Origin of the sequence: Roseibium marinum (assembly GCF_002906165.1) — a bacterium.
In the GTDB taxonomy this organism is placed as follows: Bacteria; Pseudomonadota; Alphaproteobacteria; order Rhizobiales; family Stappiaceae; genus Roseibium; species Roseibium marinum.
The window spans coordinates 38310-60986 of the sequence record NZ_PPCN01000022.1; the positions used below are offsets into that span (position 1 = coordinate 38310).

Genomic DNA, 22677 nt, shown 5'->3' on the forward strand with positions numbered 1-22677 from the left:
AGCGCAGGATTTTATGCAGATCTTGTTCTGACCCCCATGGGGGAAGGGGCACGGCGAGAGAAGGTCAACGTGCTGTGAAAGATCCAGAATGTGCGGGTAGTTGTTACCGGGCTTCGCGCGTCAGTTCGTCGTGTCGGAGCTCGCTCGGCGGATGGGTGCGCATGAGCCAGTCGGAGAACTTGTCGCCCGGCAGTTCGCTCACGTTCGAAATGTCATCCAGAAACTCCGATATCCCGACGCTGTTCATCAGCTTTCCCGCAAACCTGTCGGCCTGGTACTCCTGAAACTGTGACGTGGACCCGTTCAGGAAATGCGCGATGTCGCACGGAAGCCTGAAGACGACCGTCGCCAGTGTGAAGATCAGGCCAATGATCGGAATGCGGTTGATGGTGGTGTTGGCGAGGCCAACGCCGAGATTCACCGGCAAGGTCAGGTAGTGCAGGAGCATGTTGGTCCTGGTATCCCAATTTCGCAGGTGCCCGATCTCATGGGCCGCAACGCCGGCCAGGCGCTCGATGCCTGCCTGGGTGTCGCCATACTTGTGCAGGATGCCCTTCGTGAAGCACACCCGGTTATGCGCGTAGGCGATGGCATTGATTTCGCCGATGTCCTGAACCCGCCAAACGATCTGGGGCAGTTTGATCCCGCTCTTTTTTGCACAGTCTTCCAGAACGGCTTCGACCTTGGCGACGAGTTCTTTTTCGCGCTGAGACAGTCTGCGTGTCGAAAAACGAATGTCGAAGGCGCTGGCGGCGAAAGACGGCACGTAGGCAACGAAAACGGCCGGCGCCACAGCGATAGCCAGGGATACGGCGAAGAACTGCCAATCTTCTATTAGTATCGGCCTGTAAAAGAGTGTGCAGGGGACATTGATTAGTGCAATTGAAAACGCGGTAATCAGAAAGGCGGAAGTCATACCCGCGCAAAGTGCTAGCAGCCGCGTTCCCTCAATAACTGCAACCCTGAATACGGGGTTCATCTTTTGGCTCTCCTTTTGACCAGGGGGGTTCTATCAATGATTGCAATGTCCAACAAGTAATTACAGTATTATTTTCTGGAAAATAATGAAAAGACATAGAGATATATTGGTGAAGGTAAATAATTAGAATTTGACCGTTCGTGTACGTTCTTATTTGTTTTAGTACAATTTAATATTCCTTCACAGAAAAGTTGCAAAAAAAGCTCTGGCGTTGTCAAACAAAATTGAAACACACTCCGAATATTGCCACTCCTAAGGACGCAGGGTTGCTGAACTGATTCGCTGCAAGTCAACGCTTCAATTTGGTGATTTTGAATGGAATTGGACACAAAAGGCCCCGTTTAGGGGCCTGAAATGGAAACCCCTAGACCCGACAAGTCGGATCCAGGGGGGAGCCTTACCTAAGTAAGTCTAGAACGCTGGTTTTGTAGCTCCCCCAGACAATTTGACAAGCCAGGCCGCAATTTTTGCGGGCGGATTTCTATTGTCTATCCACAACCACAGGGTAGGGGGACGGAGCTGGACTTGAGCAAGTTGGAATACCCGTCGCATCCGGATTGGATTGACGCTGCAGAAGCCGCAAAACACCGCCGCGCGTTTTCATCGGGGATCCTCGTCCCCTCGATCAGTCTGCCAAAAGGCAAGACCAAAATCGACGTGATCAAGGCTCTCAAACGGGCGCGTCGCGCGCTCGACATCAAGCCGGCTGTTCTCGCTTACCTTGAGCATCAGATTTGCATGACCCAGGCCGAGGACTGGGAGCAGGGGGCGACACCGGTCGCCTTCTCCCAGGTCAAGACCCTTGCGGCGCACTTCGATGTCGAGGAACGCACGATCCGAAACTACGAATCCAGTCTTGCCCGCAAGGGCCTCATTCTCTGGAACGATTCCGGAAACCACCGGCGATATGCCAAGCGCGACGAGACCGGAAAACTCGTCGATGCTTACGGCATTGTGCTCACGCCTCTGATCGAACGTTTTGCGGACATCGAAAAGATGGGCGAGGCGGATGCGGCTGACCTTCAATTGCGCAGCTCCGAAATCGGCCGCATCAGATCCTTGCGCCGTGTTCTGAGCTATCTGGCGGAGCACGCTCATGCCCATGACCTCAGCGCAGACGTAACCTGTGCGGCAGAAAAGCTCTTACAACGGATCCCTTGCCGGAGCTTCAGCAAGAAGGCCTGGCCGACGATTGCAGTGTGTTCTCTTCGTTTGGAGTTGGAGGACCAAATTGCGCGCCTGAAACATGCTTTGACCAGCGTTCTCGATCAAGAAATTTCCGCCCAGGCGGAACAGGGTTTCCGGCGCCAATATACGGAAGATACAAGGCAAAATCCCGTAGGGACTTGTAGTGGAGAACGGACATCGCCGGACGGCGGTGAAGTTATCGGGCAAACGGAGCCCGCTAACGCGGGCGGCATGGAAAAGGGCAGTAGGGAGCGGGCACAAGGCCCCGATGTTCCCACACGTGCGCAGGACAGTCAGGATACCGACAGGTCCTGCGGCGCGACCGGGATCGAGCATATACGCTTCGATCAGGTGACCGATGTTGCCAGCGAACTCATGCGCGAGCTGATTGCGGGAGAGGCCGGGCAGGGGAGGGGAAATTGGTCCTCCCTGGACAGGGCCGCCGCCACCGCTGCTGCCTGGATCGGCGTCAGCCCGAGCCTGTGGGCCAATTTGCGGGGGGAGATCGGCTCGGCCGCGGCCGCCGTCTCAATCGTCCTCGTGGAACGGCGCATGACCGACCCCGACAATCCCATCTCCAGTCCCGGCGGTTATCTGCGCGGCATGCTCGCCAAGGCGGGCAGGGGACAGCTCCACCTTCACAGATCCGTCTTCGGGCTCTTGAAGCAGGCCCAGCCGGAAAGCGGTCTGACCTGATGGTCAGGCTGATACGCGGCGCGCGGCGGACTGGCGTTCCGCCAGACAAATTCCGAGGGCAGGGGGCTCGCCCCCACGGCCTGTCAAGGCTGCCCGATGCCGGCGGCCGGTAACCCGGCCGACCTTGACAGACCGTTCCCCCGTTCCGGCGACGGAACAAATGAAATCCAGCTCCCAAAACACGAGGACCGTGAACTTATGAGAAAATTTCTGATCGCATCATGCGCTGCTGCCTTCCTGGCGGCATGTCAGACCACCGATGGCGGAACCACATTCTCCCAGGCGAACAAGCCTACCGTCGTAACATCCAAGAACGTGGCGGCCGCCAAAGCCGCTTCAAAGGCCATTTTCACGAGGCCGACGCTTGGCTTCAAGGTTGCCCGTGAAACGGACAACAAGGCGCTGTTCAACAAGACGCTCCCGACCAACGTCAACGACAACAACCCGCTGAAGGACCGGACCAAGGGCGCGCCGGTTTCCTTCCTTGAACTCACGTTCCAGGCCGAGGGCGGCAAAACCCGGGTGACGGGCGACTACTGGCTTGTGCTGAACCCGAAGGAGGCACACAAGGATATTTTCAATTTGCTCGCGACGCCGGACGGGGCTCGCTTGCAAAAGAAGCTAAACGAGTTGCGTTGACCGCCAGGCGCTGCAAACCCAAAATTTGCTTTGGGAATCCTGGACCAATAACCCCGCGAGCGCCTACGGACGCTGGCGGGGTTTCATTTTGTTCAACCGCCTAGCGATTTTCCTGTTTTTGCGCGTCGTTTTCGTATTCTTTCAACATGCTCTTGTGCACGTCGATGATGTCGAGCAACGGAAAGTCAATCAGCGCGATATTGGTGAACGGGAAGAACGATTCAAACTCGCCAAATTGATGGGACAGTTCAAATGCGGCCGGGGGCTCTCCTGCGTCCTCGTCAATCGCGTCTATCGCATCGTAGGCATTTTGCTCCTCCACCCAATAGGTGGTTTCGTTGCCGTCGATGTCGAAGATGCGGGTGCTATGGACAAGGTCTAATGCACTCTCTCGGTCAAGATCTTTTTCAGAGACAAAGGCAGCGATGGCAGACCGGTACTTTTCGGAAGTGCCCGTGTGCCAGGCCTTCTCGTCGTCGCAAGAAGCCCATTCCCTAAGGCCGCGGTAAAGCTCAAGAGGCCACCCCGTGATAGCATCGCCGACATCGACGAAATCACCGTTCTCCGGTTCGTCGTTTTCTTCCGCAAGCAGCCAGATCCGGCGCATTGCTTTCGGGTTCACGATCAGTGCGCGATTGTTGAGCGTTGTGACAGTGAACCACTTCGCTTGGGTTTGAAGGACTTCGCCGTTCAGGGCGTCTCTGATCTTTTCGCGCTGTGAGGCAGAAATCGGATACCATTTGGTGTGTTTTCGGTCTCTCATTTTCAGACCGAGGTTCCCCCAACAACCGTCGAACTCTTCAGCCAGCGCATCCGCATGTGGAATTGAAACGGTGAGCTTGTTGCTCGGGCTTACCCCTTGGAGCCCGAGAATGTCGTCAACGCTGCAACCGAAAATCATTGCCATGTCACGTAGCGCATCGATGCCGGGTTCTGTCGCTCCACTCTCCCACCTGGACACGGTCTGTTGTGTCTTGCTGAGCAGTTTCGCCAAGTCACCTTGGCTCCAGTTCATTTTTTCACGCAGTTCTTTTATCTTCATGTCAGTCTCACGCATTTAATGTGTGCTGTGACACGATTAGCGTGTTTCTGGAGGGTACGCAATATATGTGTTTTTGCTACGCGATTTTGTTGTTATGCCTGTCGCGACGACCCGCGGCTGCGAACTCGGACGCAACAACATGTTTTTGGACATGATCCTGGAATCAGCCGTTCGTTGCGCGGTGAGTGAAGGTCTATAGAGGGCGGATACCGTTGAAAAAGTCGATGGTTTTCCGGTTGATCGCTGTCGGTTCTGATTAGTCCAGGACTTTCCGTCCGGCACTTATGCGCCGGATGCTTCTTATTCAGTGTTGGATGGGTTTCATGTCATGCGATGGCCTCCGTTTGGGGCGTTCGAGGTCGTCGTTTTGCGAGCTTTCTGAGATTCTGGGCAATCGCGGCGAGGAGGAACTCGTCTTTGGCCCCATTTGGCCCGCGAAGCCTGAGCCGTGTTAGGTTCAGAATACGCTTAAGGTGCGCGAACAACATCTCGACCTTCTTACGCTTGTTGCGGGAGATCTTGTAGGCTCGCGATTTGCGGGCTGAACGGGCAAAATCACGAGCATCTTCATCCGGCTCACGTGTGACCGCCCTTGCGTCCATGTTTGGGCAGCATCTTTGTTTCGACGGGCAGGCCTGACAGTGGGCCTTTAATGCCCGGTATTTGTAGGTGCCCCCGATCTTCTTGACGCGGTTCGGGTCGGAGTAGTTGCGGCGGAAACGACGCAGGCTATGCCCTTCAGGACAGATGTACTGGTCTTTTTCTTCGTCCCACTCGAAGTCGGACCGAGACCAGGTTCCGTCTGAGCGCTCAGCCTTGTCGATGACGGGAATGAAGGGGATTATGCCTTGCTTCTTGACCAGCCAGCCGAGGTTTTCGGCTGATCCGTAGGCGGTATCCGCGGCGATCCAGTCCGGTTTGATGCCGAAGCGTTTTTCCGTGCGGCCCAGCATGGTCTTTTAGGCGCCCACTTCCGCTTGGCGAATGGCCCGGGTGGCCTCGACATCCATGATGAGCGAGTTCTCCGTGTCGATCAGGTAATTGGTGGCGTAGGCAAAGTAGGGCCTGCTTTCCTCCGCCCGTGTCCATTGGGCCGCCGGGTCCGACCTGGCAACGAACTTCGGTTGAGAAGGCGACGCCGCGCCAAAGGCCGCATCGTCAAGCGTGTCGAGATATTCGCGTGCCGCGCGTGATCCGACCTTGCGGGCAACATCGGCATTCCACTCTGACGCCGGCAGGGACCGTGTCTTGTTCGCATCCGCCGGGATCAGGCTGGCGTCCACGGCAAAGCCTTCCCCGGAAACAAGGTTTTCCTTCAGGCACCGTTCGACTGTCGCTTCGAAGACGTGACGAAGCAGATCACTCTCGCGGAATTTGCCATGGCGGTACTTCGAGAAGGTCGAATGGTTCGGGACTTTGCCGTCGAGACCCAGGCGGCAAAACCATCGATAGGCAAGGTTCAGATGAACTTCGTCACACAGCCGCCGTTCGGATCTGATGCCCATGACATACCCGATCACTAGCATCCGCACGATCAGTTCGGGATCAATCGAGGGCCTGCCCAGGTGACTGTAGAAGGGCTGCACTTTCGCGCGCATTCCATCGATGTCCAGGAAACGGTCAATCTCACGAAGCATGTGATTGGCAGGAACGTGGTCCTCAAGATCGAAGTCATAAAACAGCTGAGCAGGTGCCGATTGAGTTCCCATCATGGCCAAATCCCCCAATTTCCTCATACCTGAGTGAATCAAGGAACTTCCCGCTCCGCAACAAAGACTTTTTCAACAGTATCGGCGGGGAGCGGACGTTTGCTGGTCATGCGAATATGAACACGACACAAGACCAAAGCAGACCTCCGAACCTAAATCTCCCCACATTCTTGCTGCACGGCGTTACGGCAACTGCTACCTTCGCGAAAAATATCAGGAAATCTCGATTTGAGCAGTGAGATCACAAGCCAGGGCAGTCTGTTTACATCCGACTTTTTGACCGAAACCATTCAAGCCGTTTCGGAGTGGAGCACTATTGGCGATGCCGATCTTGACCAGTTTGGCAAATCTATTCGATCGGTCTTCGATCGCTTCCCAATTTCACAGACGCCCAATGAAAGTCAGACCGAAGATGATCTGATCTGGCCGATCTTGGAAGCACTCGGCTGGACGGAATCCCTTCGCCAGCAAAATCTATCGCCGCGCGGTCGAGAAGATGTGCCGGATGGTTTGCTCTTCGACAGCGCGGAGACGAAGACCAAAGCGAACGGCTTCCCAGAAGAATGGAAGCGTTACGAGTTCGGGCGCGCAGTCGTCGAGTCCAAAAGGTGGGCACGTCCCCTCGACCGCCGCTCTGGCCGCCGCGGGGAGGAAACCGCCCCGTCAACCCAGATGCTCCGCTACTTGCGTCGCATCGACGACATCACCAACGGCGCGCTGCGTTGGGGCATTCTTACCAACGGCTCAAAATGGCGGCTGTATTTTTCGGGCGCACGATCCGTCTCAGAGCAATTCTTCGAGCTCGACATCGCCGCAATACTAGACTTGCCTGAGCACAATGCAGGACTTTTCGCTCTCGATGAAACTCATCGTCGTCATTGGCTGAAGGTCTTTTTACTAATCTTCCGGCGTGAGGCATTCGTGCCAATGGGCGCTGATCCACGCACTTTCCACGAGAAAGCTCTTGAGGAAGGAAAATTCTACGAGGAACGTGTTGCTGAAGACCTCTCGAACAAGGTCTTTGGGGAGGTGTTTCCCGATCTGGTGCGTGCGATCGTCAGAGCTGCACCTGATGCTACCGATCTACAGGCAGTACGCGAAGCCGCACTGATCCTTCTCTACCGACTCTTGTTCATCCTCTATGCTGAAGATCGTGATCTCTTGCCTGTTAAGGACAAGCGCTATGACGACTATGGGCTGCGCAATAAGGTGCGCCTCGATGTGAAAGAGCGCAAAGACAAAAACGACGTCTTTTCCGATACAGCCGCACGGTATTGGGGCGCAATGGCTGATCTGTTCATCGCGATCGACCAGGGAGACGCCTCTATTGGGTTGCCGCCCTACAATGGAGGTCTTTTCGACCAAGAACGCCATGTGATCCTGACCAATATCCGGATCCCCGATGCGGTCATGGCGCGTGTGATCGACGCCTTATCGTTTGAATCGACGCCAGATGGGAGGAAATATATCAACTATCGCAACCTTTCTGTGCAACAGCTTGGCTCGATCTATGAACGACTTCTTGAATACGAGGTGACGCGCGACGGCGATGAAATCACTGTTCAGCCGAACATCTTTGCGCGCAAGGGATCGGGCAGCTACTATACGCCCGACGACCTTGTGCAGCTCATCCTTACTGAAACGCTCGACCCGCTTGTCGAGGAACGTAAGCGCGTCTTCAGGGACAAAATCACTGAGCTTGCGCAGGGCGAACTTCCGGATCATCGTAAGATTGGCCAGCTAAAGCGCCTCGATCCTGCGACCGCGCTTCTCGACATGAAAATCTGCGATCCCGCCATGGGCTCAGGCCATTTCCTTGTGAGCCTTGTCGATTTCATGGCCGATCAGGTGATCACGGCAATGGCTGAGGCTGAGCTCGACGCGCCAGAGGAATGGGGGGATTATATTTCGCCTCTTGGCGAACGGATCGACACGATCCGCAACACGATCCTCGCCAATGCCGATGAACGTGACTGGACGATCGACGAGGAGCAGCTAGACGATCGCCACATCATCCGCCGCATGGCGCTCAAGCGCTGCATCTATGGCGTGGACAAGAACCCCATGGCAGTGGAACTCGCTAAGGTGGCATTGTGGCTTCACACCTTTACGGTGGGCGCACCACTTTCGTTCCTCGATCACCATTTGCGCTGCGGCGATAGTCTCTTCGGTTCTTGGGTGAAGAACGGCGTCGAAAAGGCCGCGAACTACGGCACGCCACTCTTGCTGCATGAGCCTATGAAACGAGCGCTTCGCGCTGCCTCTAAGATGCAGATCGTTGAGGGGTTGACCGACGCCGAGATTGCCGAGGCGCACCGATCTGCAGACGTGTTTGCCGAGGTTGAGGACATGACAGCGCCTCTCGATGCGCTCTTGAAACTGATCCATGCAATCGACTGGCTCGACATCAAGGGCAAGGCGGGGAAAGACGCACTAAAAATATTCTTCGATGGCCAGTTCGGCGACCCTCTCGATATAGCAATGGGAAAAAAAGAGCCCAAAACCAACCGCGAGGAAGGGCAGCGCTTTACTGCAATTCTTGACCAAGCCCGCATGCTGATCGCAGAGGAAAACTTCCTCAACTGGCAGGTGGCCTTCCCTGGCATTTGGTCGAATTGGGAAAAGGACGAGCTGACTGGTGGTTTTGATGCGATGATCGGAAATCCGCCATGGGATAGGATGAAGCTACAGGAGGTAGAGTGGTTTGCGGCTCGTCGAAGCGAGATTGCGTTAGCTCAGAGGGCTTCTGATAGAAAGAAGATGATCCAGGAGTTGGTCGTTGAAGACGACCCACTTATTCATGACTACGAAAAAGCGTCGGAACGAGCTGAAGCGTCCGTCGAAAGAGCGCGAAAGAGTGGAGAATACCCGCTGCTTTCGGGCGGCGATGTGAACATCTACTCGCTTTTTGTTGAGCGATCTCTTGGGCTTATTTCAGACAGTGGCATGGTTGGTCTTTTGACTCCGATTGGCATCGGTGCAGACAAAACGGCGGCTAAGTTTTTCTCGACTGTAAGTGAGGCCAAACAGGTTAAGGTTTTTCTAGCGTTCGAAAACAAAGGCGGGTGGCTTTTCAAGGATGTCCACCATGAAGACCAGCCAACGATTTTAGTAGTTGGAGGCAAAGAGCGACGATACGATTCTTTCAAGTATGGTGTGAAACTGCATCAACTGCCAAGCGATGCAACCTCATCCGTTGTGATGCTCACGAGCGAGGATTGCCGAAGGTTAAACCCCAATACCGGAACAGTGCCAATCTATCGTGAAGCTGCGGCAGGCGCTTTGCTGACTGAAATGTATAGGCAAGGAACTATCCTTGTCGATCGTTCTGGCGGCGTTGAAAATAAGGCGTGGCCGGTCAAGTACCGTACAGTTTTTCATATGACCAATGACTCGGAGTGTTTTCGCACCCTTGATGAGCTCAAAGAGTCCGAAGGAGCCTATCCAATTGGGGGCGAGAGATTTGGCAGCGCAAAAGGTGATTGGTACCCTCTGTATGAAGGCAAGATGATTTCGATCTATAATCATCGTTACGCTGGTGTTCGGGCGAATGAAAATAACATTAGTGGGCAAGGGGTTCCTGTTCATTCAACAGATGAACAGCTCAACAACCCAGAATTTACGCCTGTTCCGAGGTATTGGGTTTTGGAAGATGGGCTCGGTATTTCGAGCAATTACAGCCTTGCTTTCAATGATATTTGCAACACCAACAACCAACGTAGTTTAATCAGTGCTATAGTGCCAAGGGCGGGGTACGGCAATAAGCTTCCGATCTTGCAACCCGTTGGCGACTTGAATGCAGAAGACCTTTCGTTAATTATGGCGAATTTTTGTTCTATCGCGTGCGACTTTGCCGCTCGGCAAAAAATCCAAAGCCGAAACCTGAACAAGTATATCTTGGAGCAGCTTCCCGTCATCCAGCCAGAGCGGTTCAAAGATTGCCGCTTTGGCTCCAAATCCGCCGCTGAAGTTGTGCGTGAAGCAGTCTTAGAACTGACCTACACTGCCCATGATATGGTCCCCTTCGCGCGAGACATGGGTCATGTGGATGATACAGGAACTGTGAAGCCGCCGTTCGCCTGGGATAAAGAGCGCCGCCTTGTTCTTCGCGCCAAGCTCGATGCCGTCTTCTTCCACCTTTACGGTATCACCGACCGCGACGACATCCGCTACATCTACTCGACCTTTCCTATCATCGAGCGCGAAGAGAAGGTTGCCTATGGCGGCAAATATCTCTCTTGCGAGTTGTGCCTCGCTTACATGAACGCGCTAGCCGCTGGAAACCCGGACGCGGAGATCAAGCTGTGAGCGAAGAGGAAAAGATCGTCGAGAAGATCGCGACGCTCGCCCAAGATTGCTTCCATCAACATCCCGTCGTTATCCTTGGGAGCGGGGCATCCGTTGTGCACGATCTAAGAGGCATGGGTGATTTGGCCCAATATCTGTGCGATCACATCCAACTCGAAGATGGCGAAGAAACTGATGCATGGCTGTTGATCAGAACTGCTTTGGCTGATGGCGACGGCCTGGAGGAGGCGCTGCTAAAAAATACCGCGCCGATGAGCCTTGTCGCGAAAATTGTTGCGCTGACTTGGCAAGCGATTGCAGAAGATGACCTAGCAGTTATGGAGCGAACCGCTCGAGGAGAAGAGCATTTCGACCTAGCAGATTTGCTTCGCGGCTTGTTCAAGAGCACCCATATGGTCACCAATATCGTAACTCCAAATTATGATCGCATCGCAGAGTATGCTTCTGATGTCGCAGGATATTTCCACGCGACTGGCTTCGTGCCTGGAATAATTCGGGCGCGCGAAGGGGCCGATGCGATTTCGGTTCGCCGAGGAGGTCAGGCTGCGAGAGCGGTCAGGATCTGGAAGGTCCACGGGTCTCTCGATTGGTTTGCCGACGCAGCAGGCCGGGTTGTTTCCTTGCCAATCTCCAACGTTCTTCCAGAGGGCTTCGAGCCGCTGATAGTAACGCCTGGCGTTAGCAAGTACGAGCGTACTCACGATGAGCCATTTCGATCGGCAATCCAAGGTGCCGACAGAGCTCTAGAGCATGCTGCTTCATTTCTCTGCGTGGGATACGGTTTTCGAGATCGACACATTCAACCAAAGATTGTCGATAGGTGCAGGTGGCAAAACGTACCCATTGTGATCTTGGCTCGCACGCTAACCCCAGAAACCAAAAACTTCTTGGCAGAAAATGCGGGCCAAGCCTATTTGGCTTTAGAGCGAGATGGAGACGGGACAAGGGCATTCTTGCCGGAACACCCTGAAGGCGTACACATTGAAAGGCCCGACCTTTGGTCATTCGATAGCTTCAACAAAATGGTCATGTGAGGTTTGGAATGCCGATTTTTGACTATGACGACGCTGAAACACTAGGAAAGATCATTGCGGTCGATACTGCAGTAGTCGTCGTTCGTGTTGATGAACTGGAAAGGTTAAAGCGTGTACAGGTAAATCGGCTTGTCGCGCTCCAAAGCAGCAAGGCGGGTCAGCACTTGGTTGGCGTGGTCTCTCGTATAACGCGAAAAGCACCAGATATCTCGCCTGAAGAGCAGCAAGCCGAAGCTGATAAAATAGAAGATTTACCTGAGAACAACCTGGTTCGAGTCTCACTCATCGGCACTTTTATCGACAAGTTAGGGCTCGATGAAAACGTCTTCAGACGAACTCTCGAAACGGTTCCTGAGATAGATGCGAATTGCTTTGCACTTGAGGGCGAACGCCTGACTAACTTCATGCAGGTGATTTCGAATGTTACTGGCGACGGGCCGCAACTAGAGCTTGGCAAATACACCCTCGATGACAATGCCACAGCGTTTCTCAATGGAAATAGGCTATTCCAGAGACACGCGGTGATTGTGGGAAGCACCGGTTCAGGGAAATCCTACACGACTGCCCGTATGCTAGATCAGGTGGCGGCTCTAGATCAGGCTAACGCCATATTGTTTGATATTCACGGTGAATATAAGACACTGGACGGCGAAGAGTTCCGGCACCTGCGCGTTGCTGGCCCCGGCGACCTTGACCAAGAGCAAGGCCTTGATGACGGCGTCTTGTACCTTCCATATTGGCTTCTCGGATATGAGGCAATGGTTTCGCTATTTGTTGACCGCTCTGATCAGAACGCACCTAATCAAGCGATGGTAATGGCTAACAGCATTACGGATTCAAAACGCAAATATCTCACTGACGGAAACCACGCAGAAGTGTTGGCCAATTTCACGGTGGATAGCCCTATTCCATTTCCGCTCGACGAAGTTCTCGAGCGACTAAAGTTTCTCGATACAGAACGTGTTGACGGCGCCAAGACCGGGACAACGAAAGCTGGTGATTTCAATGGAAAATTGAGCCGACTGGTTGCTCGCTTTGAAGCGAAGCATCTTGATCGCCGCCTTGGGTTTCTTTTTCAACCCCATGTAGAATGTATGGATATGGAATGGCTGCCTAGGTTGGCCCACGCTTTGACTGCCAGCAGGGGAACGAAGACTGATGAACGCGGTGGCATTAAGATCATTGATTTTTCGGAGGTCCCGTCTGACATTTTGCCATTGATGGTGAGCCTTCTTGCCAGGCTGGTCTTCAACGTCACTCAATGGACCCCAGTGGATATGCGCCATCCGATCGCTTTGTTCTGCGATGAGGCGCACCTTTACATTCCAGAGCGAGCAGGACGGGACGGAGTGGACGATATCTCCGTAGGGATTTTTGAACGCTTGGCCAAGGAGGGCCGGAAATATGGTGTCGGGCTTGTTGTTATTAGTCAGCGTCCATCAGAGGTAAACAGAACTGTATTGAGTCAGTGCAACAACGTAGTCGCCATGCGCCTAACAAACGGTGATGACCAGAGCGTTATCCGAAGGCTTTTGCCAGATAGCCTTGGCGGTTTTGGAGATCTGTTGCCGGTTCTTGATGTTGGGGAAGCACTGGTTGTCGGTGATGCAAGCCTGCTGCCTACCAGAGTTCGGGTCGGTGAACCCCGGTACAAACCGAATAGCGCCACTATCGAATTCTGGGATCGTTGGGCTGGAGATACACCAGAGTCTGATATCGCAGGGGCTGTGTTGTCTTGGAGGCGCCAAAGCGCGAGATAGCTCCGCCCTTCCAGCTGTAGGCCATCGCTGAAGTAGTGGAGATCGCGCGTCCGCCGCGAACGGCAGCGAAGTCCGGCGGACCGATAGTTCAGCTGATCGCGGATTTGGCACCCGCAGCGAACGGCAGCTTCGACGGACCGCAGCGCAGCATCACCAAAAGGTGACCAACAGCAGCAATGGGCCGGAATTGTCAACGCATCCTGGGCCGGCGAATGTCGGCTAAGCCCAAGCTGAGCAAGAAACCCGCCAGCCCGTTGTCCGCGCCATTAGGCCCATTTCTTTAGCCGCAGGATTTCGTTGGAAAGACACCTATTTGGCTTTGGAAATGTTGATTTTATCCAAAATAGCTAATATAGTGATTTTGTCTAAACTCAATGGGAGTCTACCATGCGTGCCTTCAGCTCAACCGAACTTGCCAACAAGACCGGCGATGTTCTTGCCGCCGCCGCGCAGGAGCCCGTCGCTATTCAACGGCACGGAAAATCTCGCTTCGTAATGCTTTCAGCTGAGGAGTTTGAACGCCTCCAGCAGAAGAGGGATACCAGAAAGGCGGTCCATGTGTCGGAGCTTTCCGACACCGATGCTGCTGATCTGCTTTCCGCTTTGGAAGACAGCATAAAAGATGACTGATCGGCAAGGCAGCCCGGAAGTCGGCGACATTTGGGAATATCCCTATCTTTGGGCCTGGCAAGCCGACAACGGCGAAACCGAAGGCCGGAAGGCCAGGCCCTGTGCTCTGGCGCTCATCAACCGCAAGCATGACAACCTGACAGAAGTGATCCTGGTGCCGGTCACCACCTAGGAACCTGTTGCAGGATCCCATTTCGTTGAAGTGCCACAAATCGAGAAAAAGCGAGCCGGGCTCGATGACAAATTGCGACTTTGGGTGATCTGCGACGAATTTAACTCAGACATACCCGAGCACTCTTATTATTTCGAGCCGGGCGACCGGATCGGGGCATTCAGCATTAAATTTACCAAGAAGGTACAGGCTGTGCTCGCAACGGCGATCAAGGCCCGCAAATCCGTCCGCATTTTTCGAAGATAGGCTGCCATTGCAAAGACAATTTTGACAAACCAGTCAAAAAAAATTCCATAATAAACATTATCAGATTTTTGATAAGATATTGAAAATAAATATGTTTTTCTTTTTCTGAGTCATGCGAATAGCTTTTCTGTTCAAGGTAGTGGCCGCCAGTTTCACCTGACTACGCACCGCCCTGTCATGAAACGGCTCTTATGGGCTGTGACCGGACTGGCGGCTAGCGTGCTCCGTTTGAGGTTAGCTGGTAATCATCCCATTTTTGGCGGGTTTTAAAACTGGACTTCAGGCCGCTGTTTTCAGTTTCATTGCGGGTGTGATGCCGCCGATGGCCATGTTGGGCCGCTCGTTGTTGTATGTCCATAGCCAGCGCGTGGCGTGGTCCTGTGCCTCCTCGATCGTTTCGAATATGTATTGTCCGAGCCATTCATGGCGGACGGTTCGGTTGTAGCGCTCGACATAGGCGTTCTGTTGCGGTTTGCCGGGCTGGATGTATTCCAAGCCGATCCCACGTCTTGAAGCCCATATTTGCAGGGCGGCACTGACGTTTTCCGGACCATTGTCCACCCGGATGTTCAAAGGCTGCCCGCGCCATTCGATGATCCGCTCCAGAGTGCGGATAACCCGAAGGGCCGGAATGGAAATAGCCACTTCAATGCCCAGGCCCTCACGGTTGAAGTCGTCCAGAACGTTCAAGGTCCTGAAGCTGCGTCCGTCGGCCAACTGATCCGACATGAAATCCATAGACCAGGTCATATTGGGGCCATCGGGAACTGCCAGAGGCTCCGGCTTTTCCCGAGCCAGGCGCTTTTTCGGCTTGATGCGCAGGTTCAGTTCAAGCGCCCGGTAAATCCGCCGGACGCGCTTGTGGTTCCATGCGAAGCCTTTGACATTGCGCAGATAAAGGAAACACAGGCCGAAGCCCCAGGTTCGGTGCGTCGTGGTCAGCCGGACAAGCCAGTCCGCGATCTCGGCATTCTCGTCACTGAGTTTGCGCTCATAGCGATAACAGCTCTCGCTGATCTGGAAAGTCCGGCAGGCAAGCGCGATGCTCACACCGCGCTGCCCGACTGCTTTGGTGGCCATCCCTTTACGTTGAGACGACCTCAAGGCTTTTTTCCCAAGGCATCCTTCAGCAACTCATTTTGCATCGCCATTTCGGCATACATCTTTTTCAGCCGGCGGTTCTCTTCGGCCATGGCCTTCATTTCCGCCATCAAGGACGCATCCATACCGCCGTACTTGGATCGCCAGTTGTGGTACGTCGCGTTGCTGATCCCGTGTTCCCGGCAAAGATCGGCAACCGGCACACCGCTCTCACCCTGCTTCAAAATCGCCAGGATCTGGCTTTCCGTAAATCTTGATTTCTTCATGTCGTTCTCCAAGCGCATCAAAGGCCGGAGAAGTCCAATTTTCAACCCAGTGGTTTTCGGGGATGATTACCGGGTCAGCTGGAATTCGCGCAAACCGGGGATCCTTCAGCCAATTGTGGATCATATTGGCATTCGCCGAATACCGGCGCGCCACTTGGGCAACCGATGCACCGGGAAGAACCGCTTGCGCGCAGATCTCCCGATTCTCCTCATCAGACCAGCTCCGCCGCTTTCTTCGCGTACTCATTAGGCGCCCTTAAGTGTCCATTTAAATAAGTGGACACTTAAAGCACCAAACGGAAACTCGTTAGGTCGGGTTCAACGGACGCTTACACTGGCGAGACCATGCACGCACCTTTTGGCGGCGCATCACACAGGGACAATCACGGGAGGGGCCGGATCAATGAGCAGAGGGGTGCATGGGATTTTGAGCGAACGCGGCTATCAGCGTGATGCTGAACAAAGCGACCTATATCAGGGTTTGATGGATAGCGGCGGTCATCCGCAAATGGGCTTTACCTTGCATCAGTTCGGCGGCGACACGCATGGCTTTCTCTATCACAATTTGCGCAGCTTCCGGCATCGCCGAACTAGCGGCGGCCCGGACGACAACGAGTACCTAACCTTTAGCGCCGATGGCAAGGCGGTAACGATGCGCGGGCGGAATTTGGACAAGGTGCTGAGGGCAATCATCAGCCATACAGTGATGGCGCTTTACGAACATGATGGCGAGACGCCCTACCGCCGCGACACGCCGCTGATCGACCGGGTGGAAGTAACCCTGCTGAATGGGGAGGACTGACTGTTCTCTAAATTTGCACCAGGCTAGTTGCTTCATAAGGTACTGGACTATGGACTTTCATGAGATTCAGCCGCGAAAAAAGTCAAATACGTTGGCTCGTGGTGACCGGGCTGTTTCTGCTCCAGCAGCTCCAGAAATGACTTTCTGCAATATAAGCGGCGTGAGAAGCCCAATTTCAAACGCAGTCAAGGCCTGTGCCTCGCTACCAAAATTCAGCCATGTAAAAACACCTGAAACTAGTATCATGGATACGGTTACCACCCAGTAAAACACGCTTCGCAGATATTCTGGAAACCGTGGATTTGTCCTGAGGCCATACCAATGAACGAGTTCAGCAACGAAACCTCCAAAGAGGCCAACCAGCGTAACACTGAGTCCACTGGTCAACACCATCCCGCCAGCCACTTTCGATCCTCCATACACTCCGCTTCAGCCACTAAATACTTAATTAATTTGGCTGCCGACCAATTTTCCAGTCGGAATTACATGTGCTCGAGATCCCGTTTACAATTTTCTGTAGAAGGCTCACTAGCCTTGTCGAACACAATTTCACAGCTCACGTGTAGCGAGCCACCAATACACGTTCACGACGAGAAACTCACTCGTAAAACATTGAAAGAATTGTTTCAAGATTTGAATACCCGACAGGGTGGCGACGATCTGGAACTCATCCTTATTTTATCGGGACATGGTGATCAAAATGGCACTAAAACCTGGTTTTGCAGCTTCGAGGCTCAACCAGATGTCGTTGATTTGGACGGAGATGAGTTAGCTGATTTGGTCCTGCTTGCTCATCCTGTAAAAGTAACTGCGATATTCGATTTTTGTCATGCAGGTGGTGTTGCAAAAGATTTCCACAAATCGTTGTCTAAGCAAATCGGCAACAACAACCTGCTGGTGGTATCAGGTGCTTCGTATAAGCAACTCGCCTATGAACACCCTGCCCTCGGGAGAGGTTTGTTCACTATAGCGCTGCATGAGGCACTCGTTGACAAGCGCTACTTCTCGAACGTTAGACTAGAAAACTCTACAACGCATTCACTACTTTCGTGTGATCTCAAACGGTTTTTAGTCTTTGCTCGAGAACGCACTGAGCAACTCGCCTACTTGTTCGCAAGCGGCCGCAACCAGACTCCAGAACATCTTGGAGGTGGCAGCCTGGAACTCACTTGGTCTGACTCGGTCATAGGGCCTCCGGTCGCACCCGAAGTACGTGGCGCTTTGGCTGCACGCATTCGTAGACTGTTTGGCTGGTGTACAGCCATTGTCTTTACAATTGGACTGCTTTCTTTCTTTCTTCAGTATCATATCGCTGTCCAGCCTAACGGCTGGATTGAATTACGCCCTGGACCTGCGTGGATGTCTTCACTGCTTCCCCGCTTACTAAGTTCAGAGACTCAACTTTCTATTGCTGTCGATGACTTGTCCTCTCCCTCGCCAATTTGGGAAGAAGATCGAATCGGGCGTCGCATTTCTCTATTGCGGGGCGAGATTGGCGGATTGGTAAATCATAAAGTTGGAAATCAAGAAAACTGGGAGTTTCGCCTTGCCACTGAATTGTCGGACGAAGCCAAACGTCGAATAGATTTCGTAAACTCCAAGCTGGACATGGCAACCATCTGCGACGTCGAAGACGTTAGACGCGATCAAGTGCGTGACTATCAGTTCGCATTGGAAGCATCATATTTGGATCGTACTCGGTCATGTCCTGCTTTATACTTTCTACAACATGGTCCTGATGTTGCGCATCTTTACGACGTTGAAGATCTGCAAACTTTGATCAACTTTGGCCTTACTGAACTATCTAATCAAGCAATCAAGACATATCTAGCCGGACTTGCACTATCATTTAAGGAGTTAGAAGATGACGACCAGCGTCGTCGTGCCCTAGAAGTAGCTACACTACTTATCTCAGCCCGTTCCAATACAGGCGTCGTCAATTCGCAAGACTGGTTAGCTTTCATTCAATTTCTGGAGGATGTGGCACAAAGTCGAAAACTAAGCGTCAAGCCTGATGGTGTGGTGTTTCCGCGATTGGCGAAATGTTCGCAAAGCTGGTGCGAGTTGTCCGTCAAGCTTGTCGAGTATTTTGCAGCTGGACCTGAAGCTGCTGGCATGGGCAACGCCGTCGGATTGATGATGTGGCTGATGGCGAAGGATTCGGAGCGCCAATCTGCGGAAGGTTCAGCCACGCGAAGCTGGTCTCTGCCGCCATTACTACTGCTTGCGCGACGCGGCGAGCTGAGTGCCAAAGACTTTAGTTTAATCATCCGACGTTTTAATTTAGTCAGCATTAACAATGACATGTTTTTCATCGACTCAATTTGGCTGCCGCGATTTGCGCGGGCAATTCCCCTAAGTGATGAATGGGAGACCCAATTATGGAGCTGCGCCCTTAGAAAACCGGATATTGATTTTCCCTGCTCTCCATTTGACTCCGGACTTGCTGCACAGGTGTTGTCCACACAGGGCCAATACCTTGATGACAAACAGCTGGCGCTGCTTGTGGAGAGCCTGGACAGCAGAATGAAAAATGACCGTGAGGTTTCGCTCTTTGGCTCCGATATTAAAGACCTAGCGTGTTGGGTTCCAATTCCGCCTCGCTGGATATCCGGCCTTGAACGAGGAGTTGATTACGACGTTAAGATTGCTCCTCCGCGTACAGCAGATCCATTGACCGGCGTCCAAGTTATTGAAGTGAACGATGTGTCTGCTGCTCAAGCTCTTGCCGCTTCGTTTAAAGCAGATCACGGCAGTTCGCCTCGGACAAGAAATCTACTTGTGCGGTACGCATCCAACCATTGGTCATACGACGGTCTCGGTATTATTTTTCGGGCTCTTGCTCAAAAAATGTACGATCCCGAAGGCTCACTTGAATGGGATCTGGGACGGTCTTTGAGAAGTTTCGAATCCGATGCACAAGCTAGGGCTGCCTTACTACGTGCGTTGTTGTTAGATCGCCAGAGAGATTTGCTACAAGATTCACTTATAAAAGATGGCCCTAGTTTTTGGCGTCTTGATGCTGTGCTTGCTGTGCGAAAACAGCTTGCTGAGTATCGGTTCGAATTGGACCAATTTTGCAACTAACCAACAAGACTGCGAAGACTCCAGCTACCCGTAATTGGCAAAAAATTCCATTTCACACGGTTAGATTGCATCAACGCGACGCTTTCGCTAAACTTGGAAAATACCCAACGGAGGATAGTTCGCATGAAGGTACTCATTGGTAGCTTGGTTGTTTCAGCAGCGATGTTTTCTTCTTTCGGAACTGCAAATGCTTGTTGTGGTTACGGGTGCTGCGATTGCTCTTGTGTAGCGATTATGAACACTGCCGACGCAAACAATATTGTGAATGAAATCGAAGCGTTACTTCGAAAAAATGGTTACGAAGCGCAAACAATAGATATTGTTGTTCGAGATGACAAACAGACAATTGTCTTGCACAAAGACAAAGGAAAGTCGGTTGAACAGCCAGGAGCAGGCCGAAATTAACTATTAAGAATAGAGCAACAGAACTCGAAGTAAATTATGACCAACCAAATTACAAATCCGAAAACAGCTTCACAATTGTCAAAAACTTGGGTCGCTGTGGTTGGAGCTGTGCTAGGCGGCTTTACACTTCTGTTCCTAATGGGCCTAGTTTTACTGAGTATTGCAGGACACGAAGTGCCCTGTAGAAGCACAAATCTCGTGAACATTGTTCTGAGTTTTGGCGCAGCAATGTCTGTAGCCTTTATTGGTGGGAATGCTGCGGCAAAGGGACATTTGCCACTACCAGGATTGAAGAACACACCCATGATAGTGAGTGCATCCGGCGGCATCGCTGTTCTCGTGATCATGCTAATTCTGACTTCAAATCTATTTCCATCCGAAACATGCGATGACGAACTAGCGTTTTCGTGTCCGCCAGGACAACAGGAGCATCGGATTTCAAAGTTGCGTTTCGGCTTTTGCTACCCTAGAGCGGGATGGGAACTTGACTCAGGAGCAATTGGTGTAAACGCAGCTGATATCTATGTACGCCAATCGAGCAACAAAGACGTCGGCGTTCATTTTCATATTTCGCTAATTCCGGCCGGCTGGGCCGGCAAACCAGAAGCATACACCGCTGAGGTCGCTAAAACTTGGCGCCAACTCGACGATAATCTAGTGTTAGATCGAGACTTTGTTGGTGGACGCGATGCCTACCGCTTCAGTTTGAATGTCAAGGATCGCGAAGGTCGATCACGCCCTACGGAAGTGACACATATCTATCTGGACACCGAACGTCTTCTCGAAATCATAATGACTTGGTTTGATGAAAGTGAGGATAAAACTTTGTCAGAAATGCAAAGAATACGTTCAAGCCTCGCGTTTGCGCGTATTTAGAGAATACGTTAAAGTATATCTTAGAAAAAATTGGAAACCACGCCCCCAGCAGGCGCTATTTCGAGCACTTTTTCTATCAAATCTTTTCTAAATCAAAAAGTGAGTCCATCTCAGGACGCAAAACTATTGTGTTTTAGTTGAACTTGGTGACGTCAAAAACCGCAAGAATGCACCAAACTACGCCAACGGCGAACAAAGCCAAGGATGAGAAATAGAGTGCTGCAGCGGATTTGGCGACGAAAGAAATCATAGTGTCCTGCAGCATCTTGCCTTGAAAGTCACCAATCTGCTGGACGAGACTTTCCAGCATGTTGGCTTCTGCTTCTGATAAACCTCCCTCCTCTTCGGGTTTATCAGCAAACTTTTTGGTTTCCAGATAAAATTTGAACATGGCATCTCGTCGCTCGGCATTTTTCAGATTGTCGTTGATGATCCAGAGTGTCCGTCCGGTGAAGGCGGTCTTCATGGGGGCTACGCGCTCTGTTACGCTGCCTTTGCAGCGTAACACCAAGGCATGAGTTCGTTGATGCGATTGATCTTGTGGTCGGCGATTTGTGCCAGGACCCAGGTCATCCAGGCTTGCGGGTCGATGCCATTGAGTTTGGCGGTTTCGATCAGTGTATAGGCAATGGCCGCAGATTTGCCGCCACTTTGTGACCCCATGAAGAGGTAGTTTTTTCGTCCAAGGGCAATCGGCTTCATCGCCCGCTCTGCGGAGTTGTTGTCCAGTTCCAGATGCCCGTTGTCGAGGTACGGCCTGGCTTTCGGCAGGCGGCTGAGCGCATATCGGATTGCAGCGGCAAGCGGCGACTTGCCGGAGATCCGCGTCAATTGAGCGCCGAGCCAGGTTTCCAGATCGTCGAAGACCGGTTTGGCGTACGTTTGCCGGAGGTTGGCGCGTTCAGGCGGCGGTTTTCCGCGGGCCCTCTTTTCGATTTCATAGAGCTTTGCGATCCGCTGGATGGCCTCAGCAGCGATTGCTGAGCCTTGAGAGGCATGAACATCGACGAACTTGCGCCGGATATGGGCCATACAGGCCATCTCCCGGGCTTTGTTTTCCCCGAACAGGCCGTTGAACCCAGCATAGCCATCAGCGTGAACCCAGCCCCTGTAACCGGACAGGTGCCCCTCAGGATGTTCGCCCTTGCGGTCAACCGTGAACTGGTACCAGGCGAGCGGCGGAGAAGAGCCGGCCCAAGGGCGTTCATCCCTCGCATACGCCCAGATTCGGGCTGTTTTGGTTTTCTTCGTTCCCGGCGTCTGAAGCTTGACCGGAGTATCGTCGGCAAACAGCGCTTCACCTTGCCGGACCAGCCGACCGATGGCATTCGCTATGGGTTCTAGCAAGGCAGTGGAACGTCCCACCCAATCGGCCAGGGTGGAGCGGTCCAGATCAATGCCTTCCCGGCCAAAGATCTGAGACTGGCGGTAGAGCGGCAGATGGTCCGCATATTTGGAAACCAAAACATGCGCCAAAAGTCCCGCTCCCGGCCGTCCACGCTCGATCGGACGCGATGGCAAGGACGCCTGAACAATCTTCTCGCAGCAAGAACACGACAGGCGTGGCCTGACAATACGGTTCACGACAAACCGGCCGGGCACATATTCCAGCTCTTCGGTGATGTCAGAGCTGGCTCGGTTTGTCTGAACAGTTTCGGGCGTTTCGCTAAGTGGATTTTCGCCTCGATTAAGCCGCCACCATCATCGGCGTCAGAGCGTTGAAGTAAGCCTGATCCG

General features: G+C 52.9%; 17 protein-coding genes and 1 pseudogene. 11 read left to right on the forward strand and 7 right to left on the reverse strand.

Translation table 11 applies throughout. The annotated features are described in order from the left end of the window. Nucleotides 1-103 precede the first annotated feature (103 nt). On the reverse strand, nt 104-793 hold the full coding sequence (locus CLV41_RS27140; RefSeq protein WP_170107339.1) for a M48 family metalloprotease: 690 nt from the start codon (nt 791-793) through the stop codon (nt 104-106). 711 nt (nt 794-1504) lie between these two features. Here CLV41_RS27140 and repC point away from each other — a divergent pair. Continuing rightward, entirely contained in the window at nt 1505-2863 is a 1359-nt protein-coding gene (gene repC / locus CLV41_RS27145; protein WP_103225627.1) for a plasmid replication protein RepC, read from the forward strand. Nucleotides 2864-2959: 96 nt separating this feature from the next. Further along, nucleotides 2960-3502 carry a hypothetical protein gene (locus CLV41_RS27150; protein ID WP_103225628.1) on the forward strand — a complete coding sequence of 181 codons (543 nt, stop codon included), beginning with the start codon at nt 2960-2962 and terminating at the stop codon, nt 3500-3502. Nucleotides 3503-3602: 100 nt separating this feature from the next. Here CLV41_RS27150 and CLV41_RS27155 read toward each other — a convergent pair whose 3' ends face one another. Continuing rightward, nucleotides 3603-4559, reverse strand: a complete 957-nt coding sequence (locus tag CLV41_RS27155; RefSeq protein ID WP_103225629.1) for a helix-turn-helix transcriptional regulator — start codon at nt 4557-4559, stop codon at nt 3603-3605. A 311-nt stretch (nt 4560-4870) separates the two neighbouring features. Beyond that, a pseudogene (locus CLV41_RS27160) lies at nt 4871-6256 on the reverse strand (transposase). 225 nt (nt 6257-6481) lie between these two features. Here CLV41_RS27160 and CLV41_RS27165 point away from each other — a divergent pair. The 5 genes from CLV41_RS27165 to CLV41_RS27185 all read left to right on the forward strand — a co-directional run bounded on the left by CLV41_RS27165 (nt 6482) and on the right by CLV41_RS27185 (nt 14157). After that, entirely contained in the window at nt 6482-10561 is a 4080-nt protein-coding gene (locus CLV41_RS27165) for an Eco57I restriction-modification methylase domain-containing protein (protein ID WP_103225630.1), read from the forward strand. Further along, entirely contained in the window at nt 10558-11595 is a 1038-nt protein-coding gene (locus tag CLV41_RS27170; RefSeq protein WP_103225631.1) for an SIR2 family protein, read from the forward strand. Before CLV41_RS27165 ends, CLV41_RS27170 begins: the two co-directional genes overlap by 4 nt. A gap of 8 nt (nt 11596-11603) precedes the next feature. Next, nucleotides 11604-13355: an ATP-binding protein gene (locus CLV41_RS27175; RefSeq protein ID WP_103225632.1), complete on the forward strand. Its 1752-nt coding sequence runs from the start codon at nt 11604-11606 to the stop codon at nt 13353-13355. A 387-nt stretch (nt 13356-13742) separates the two neighbouring features. Beyond that, a complete protein-coding gene (locus tag CLV41_RS27180) occupies nt 13743-13985 on the forward strand; it encodes a type II toxin-antitoxin system Phd/YefM family antitoxin (protein WP_103225633.1) in 243 nt (80 codons plus the stop codon). Beyond that, nucleotides 13978-14157 (forward strand): hypothetical protein, encoded by a 180-nt coding sequence (locus CLV41_RS27185; protein ID WP_103225634.1) that lies wholly within the window; start codon nt 13978-13980, stop codon nt 14155-14157. The genes CLV41_RS27180 and CLV41_RS27185 overlap by 8 nt, the downstream gene beginning before the upstream one ends. A 525-nt stretch (nt 14158-14682) precedes the next feature. Here CLV41_RS27185 and CLV41_RS27195 read toward each other — a convergent pair. Both CLV41_RS27195 and CLV41_RS27680 read right to left on the reverse strand, forming a co-directional pair. Beyond that, a protein-coding gene (locus CLV41_RS27195) for an IS3 family transposase (RefSeq protein ID WP_408014300.1) occupies nt 14683-15770 on the reverse strand; the annotation gives its coding sequence in 2 pieces (ribosomal slippage) (nt 14683-15509 and nt 15509-15770; 1089 coding nt in all). Beyond that, a complete protein-coding gene (locus tag CLV41_RS27680; RefSeq protein WP_146048657.1) occupies nt 15715-16017 on the reverse strand; it encodes a transposase in 303 nt (100 codons plus the stop codon). Before CLV41_RS27680 ends, CLV41_RS27195 begins: the two co-directional genes overlap by 56 nt. A 156-nt stretch (nt 16018-16173) precedes the next feature. Here CLV41_RS27680 and CLV41_RS27205 point away from each other — a divergent pair, with 156 nt between their 5' ends. The 4 genes from CLV41_RS27205 to CLV41_RS27215 all read left to right on the forward strand — a co-directional run bounded on the left by CLV41_RS27205 (nt 16174) and on the right by CLV41_RS27215 (nt 20940). After that, the gene (locus tag CLV41_RS27205) at nt 16174-16572 is read left to right on the forward strand and encodes a hypothetical protein (protein WP_103225637.1); all 399 of its coding nucleotides are present in this window, start codon (nt 16174-16176) and stop codon (nt 16570-16572) included. 321 nt (nt 16573-16893) lie between these two features. Next, the gene (locus CLV41_RS27685) at nt 16894-19659 is read left to right on the forward strand and encodes a caspase family protein (RefSeq protein ID WP_146048658.1); all 2766 of its coding nucleotides are present in this window, start codon (nt 16894-16896) and stop codon (nt 19657-19659) included. Nucleotides 19660-19782: 123 nt separating this feature from the next. Then, a complete protein-coding gene (locus CLV41_RS27690; protein WP_146048659.1) occupies nt 19783-20064 on the forward strand; it encodes a hypothetical protein in 282 nt (93 codons plus the stop codon). Between the two features lie 36 nt (nt 20065-20100). Then, nucleotides 20101-20940 carry a hypothetical protein gene (locus CLV41_RS27215; protein ID WP_146048660.1) on the forward strand — a complete coding sequence of 280 codons (840 nt, stop codon included), beginning with the start codon at nt 20101-20103 and terminating at the stop codon, nt 20938-20940. Between the two features lie 133 nt (nt 20941-21073). On the opposite strand, the gene CLV41_RS27220 is transcribed toward CLV41_RS27215, so the two are convergent. Together CLV41_RS27220 and tnpC are read right to left on the reverse strand one after the other, a co-directional pair. After that, entirely contained in the window at nt 21074-21406 is a 333-nt protein-coding gene (locus CLV41_RS27220) for a hypothetical protein (RefSeq protein ID WP_103225640.1), read from the reverse strand. A 17-nt stretch (nt 21407-21423) separates the two neighbouring features. Then, entirely contained in the window at nt 21424-22542 is a 1119-nt protein-coding gene (gene tnpC, locus CLV41_RS27225) for an IS66 family transposase (protein ID WP_235867279.1), read from the reverse strand. Between the last annotated feature and the right edge of the window lie 135 nt (nt 22543-22677).

What these genes read in the sequence shown, in the direction of transcription:
- CLV41_RS27150 (WP_103225628.1), top strand. Translation starts at nt 2,960, where the DNA reads ATGCCGGCGGCCGGTAACCCGGCCGACCTTGACAGACCGTTCCCCCGT.
- CLV41_RS27155 (WP_103225629.1), bottom strand. Translation starts at nt 4,559, where the DNA reads ATGCGTGAGACTGACATGAAGATAAAAGAACTGCGTGAAAAAATGAAC.
- CLV41_RS27175 (WP_103225632.1), top strand. Translation starts at nt 11,604, where the DNA reads ATGCCGATTTTTGACTATGACGACGCTGAAACACTAGGAAAGATCATT.
- CLV41_RS27180 (WP_103225633.1), top strand. Translation starts at nt 13,743, where the DNA reads ATGCGTGCCTTCAGCTCAACCGAACTTGCCAACAAGACCGGCGATGTT.
- CLV41_RS27185 (WP_103225634.1), top strand. Translation starts at nt 13,978, where the DNA reads ATGACTGATCGGCAAGGCAGCCCGGAAGTCGGCGACATTTGGGAATAT.
- CLV41_RS27680 (WP_146048657.1), bottom strand. Translation starts at nt 16,017, where the DNA reads ATGAGTACGCGAAGAAAGCGGCGGAGCTGGTCTGATGAGGAGAATCGG.
- CLV41_RS27205 (WP_103225637.1), top strand. Translation starts at nt 16,174, where the DNA reads ATGAGCAGAGGGGTGCATGGGATTTTGAGCGAACGCGGCTATCAGCGT.
- CLV41_RS27685 (WP_146048658.1), top strand. Translation starts at nt 16,894, where the DNA reads ATGAACGAGTTCAGCAACGAAACCTCCAAAGAGGCCAACCAGCGTAAC.
- CLV41_RS27690 (WP_146048659.1), top strand. Translation starts at nt 19,783, where the DNA reads ATGAAGGTACTCATTGGTAGCTTGGTTGTTTCAGCAGCGATGTTTTCT.
- CLV41_RS27215 (WP_146048660.1), top strand. Translation starts at nt 20,101, where the DNA reads ATGACCAACCAAATTACAAATCCGAAAACAGCTTCACAATTGTCAAAA.
- CLV41_RS27220 (WP_103225640.1), bottom strand. Translation starts at nt 21,406, where the DNA reads ATGAAGACCGCCTTCACCGGACGGACACTCTGGATCATCAACGACAAT.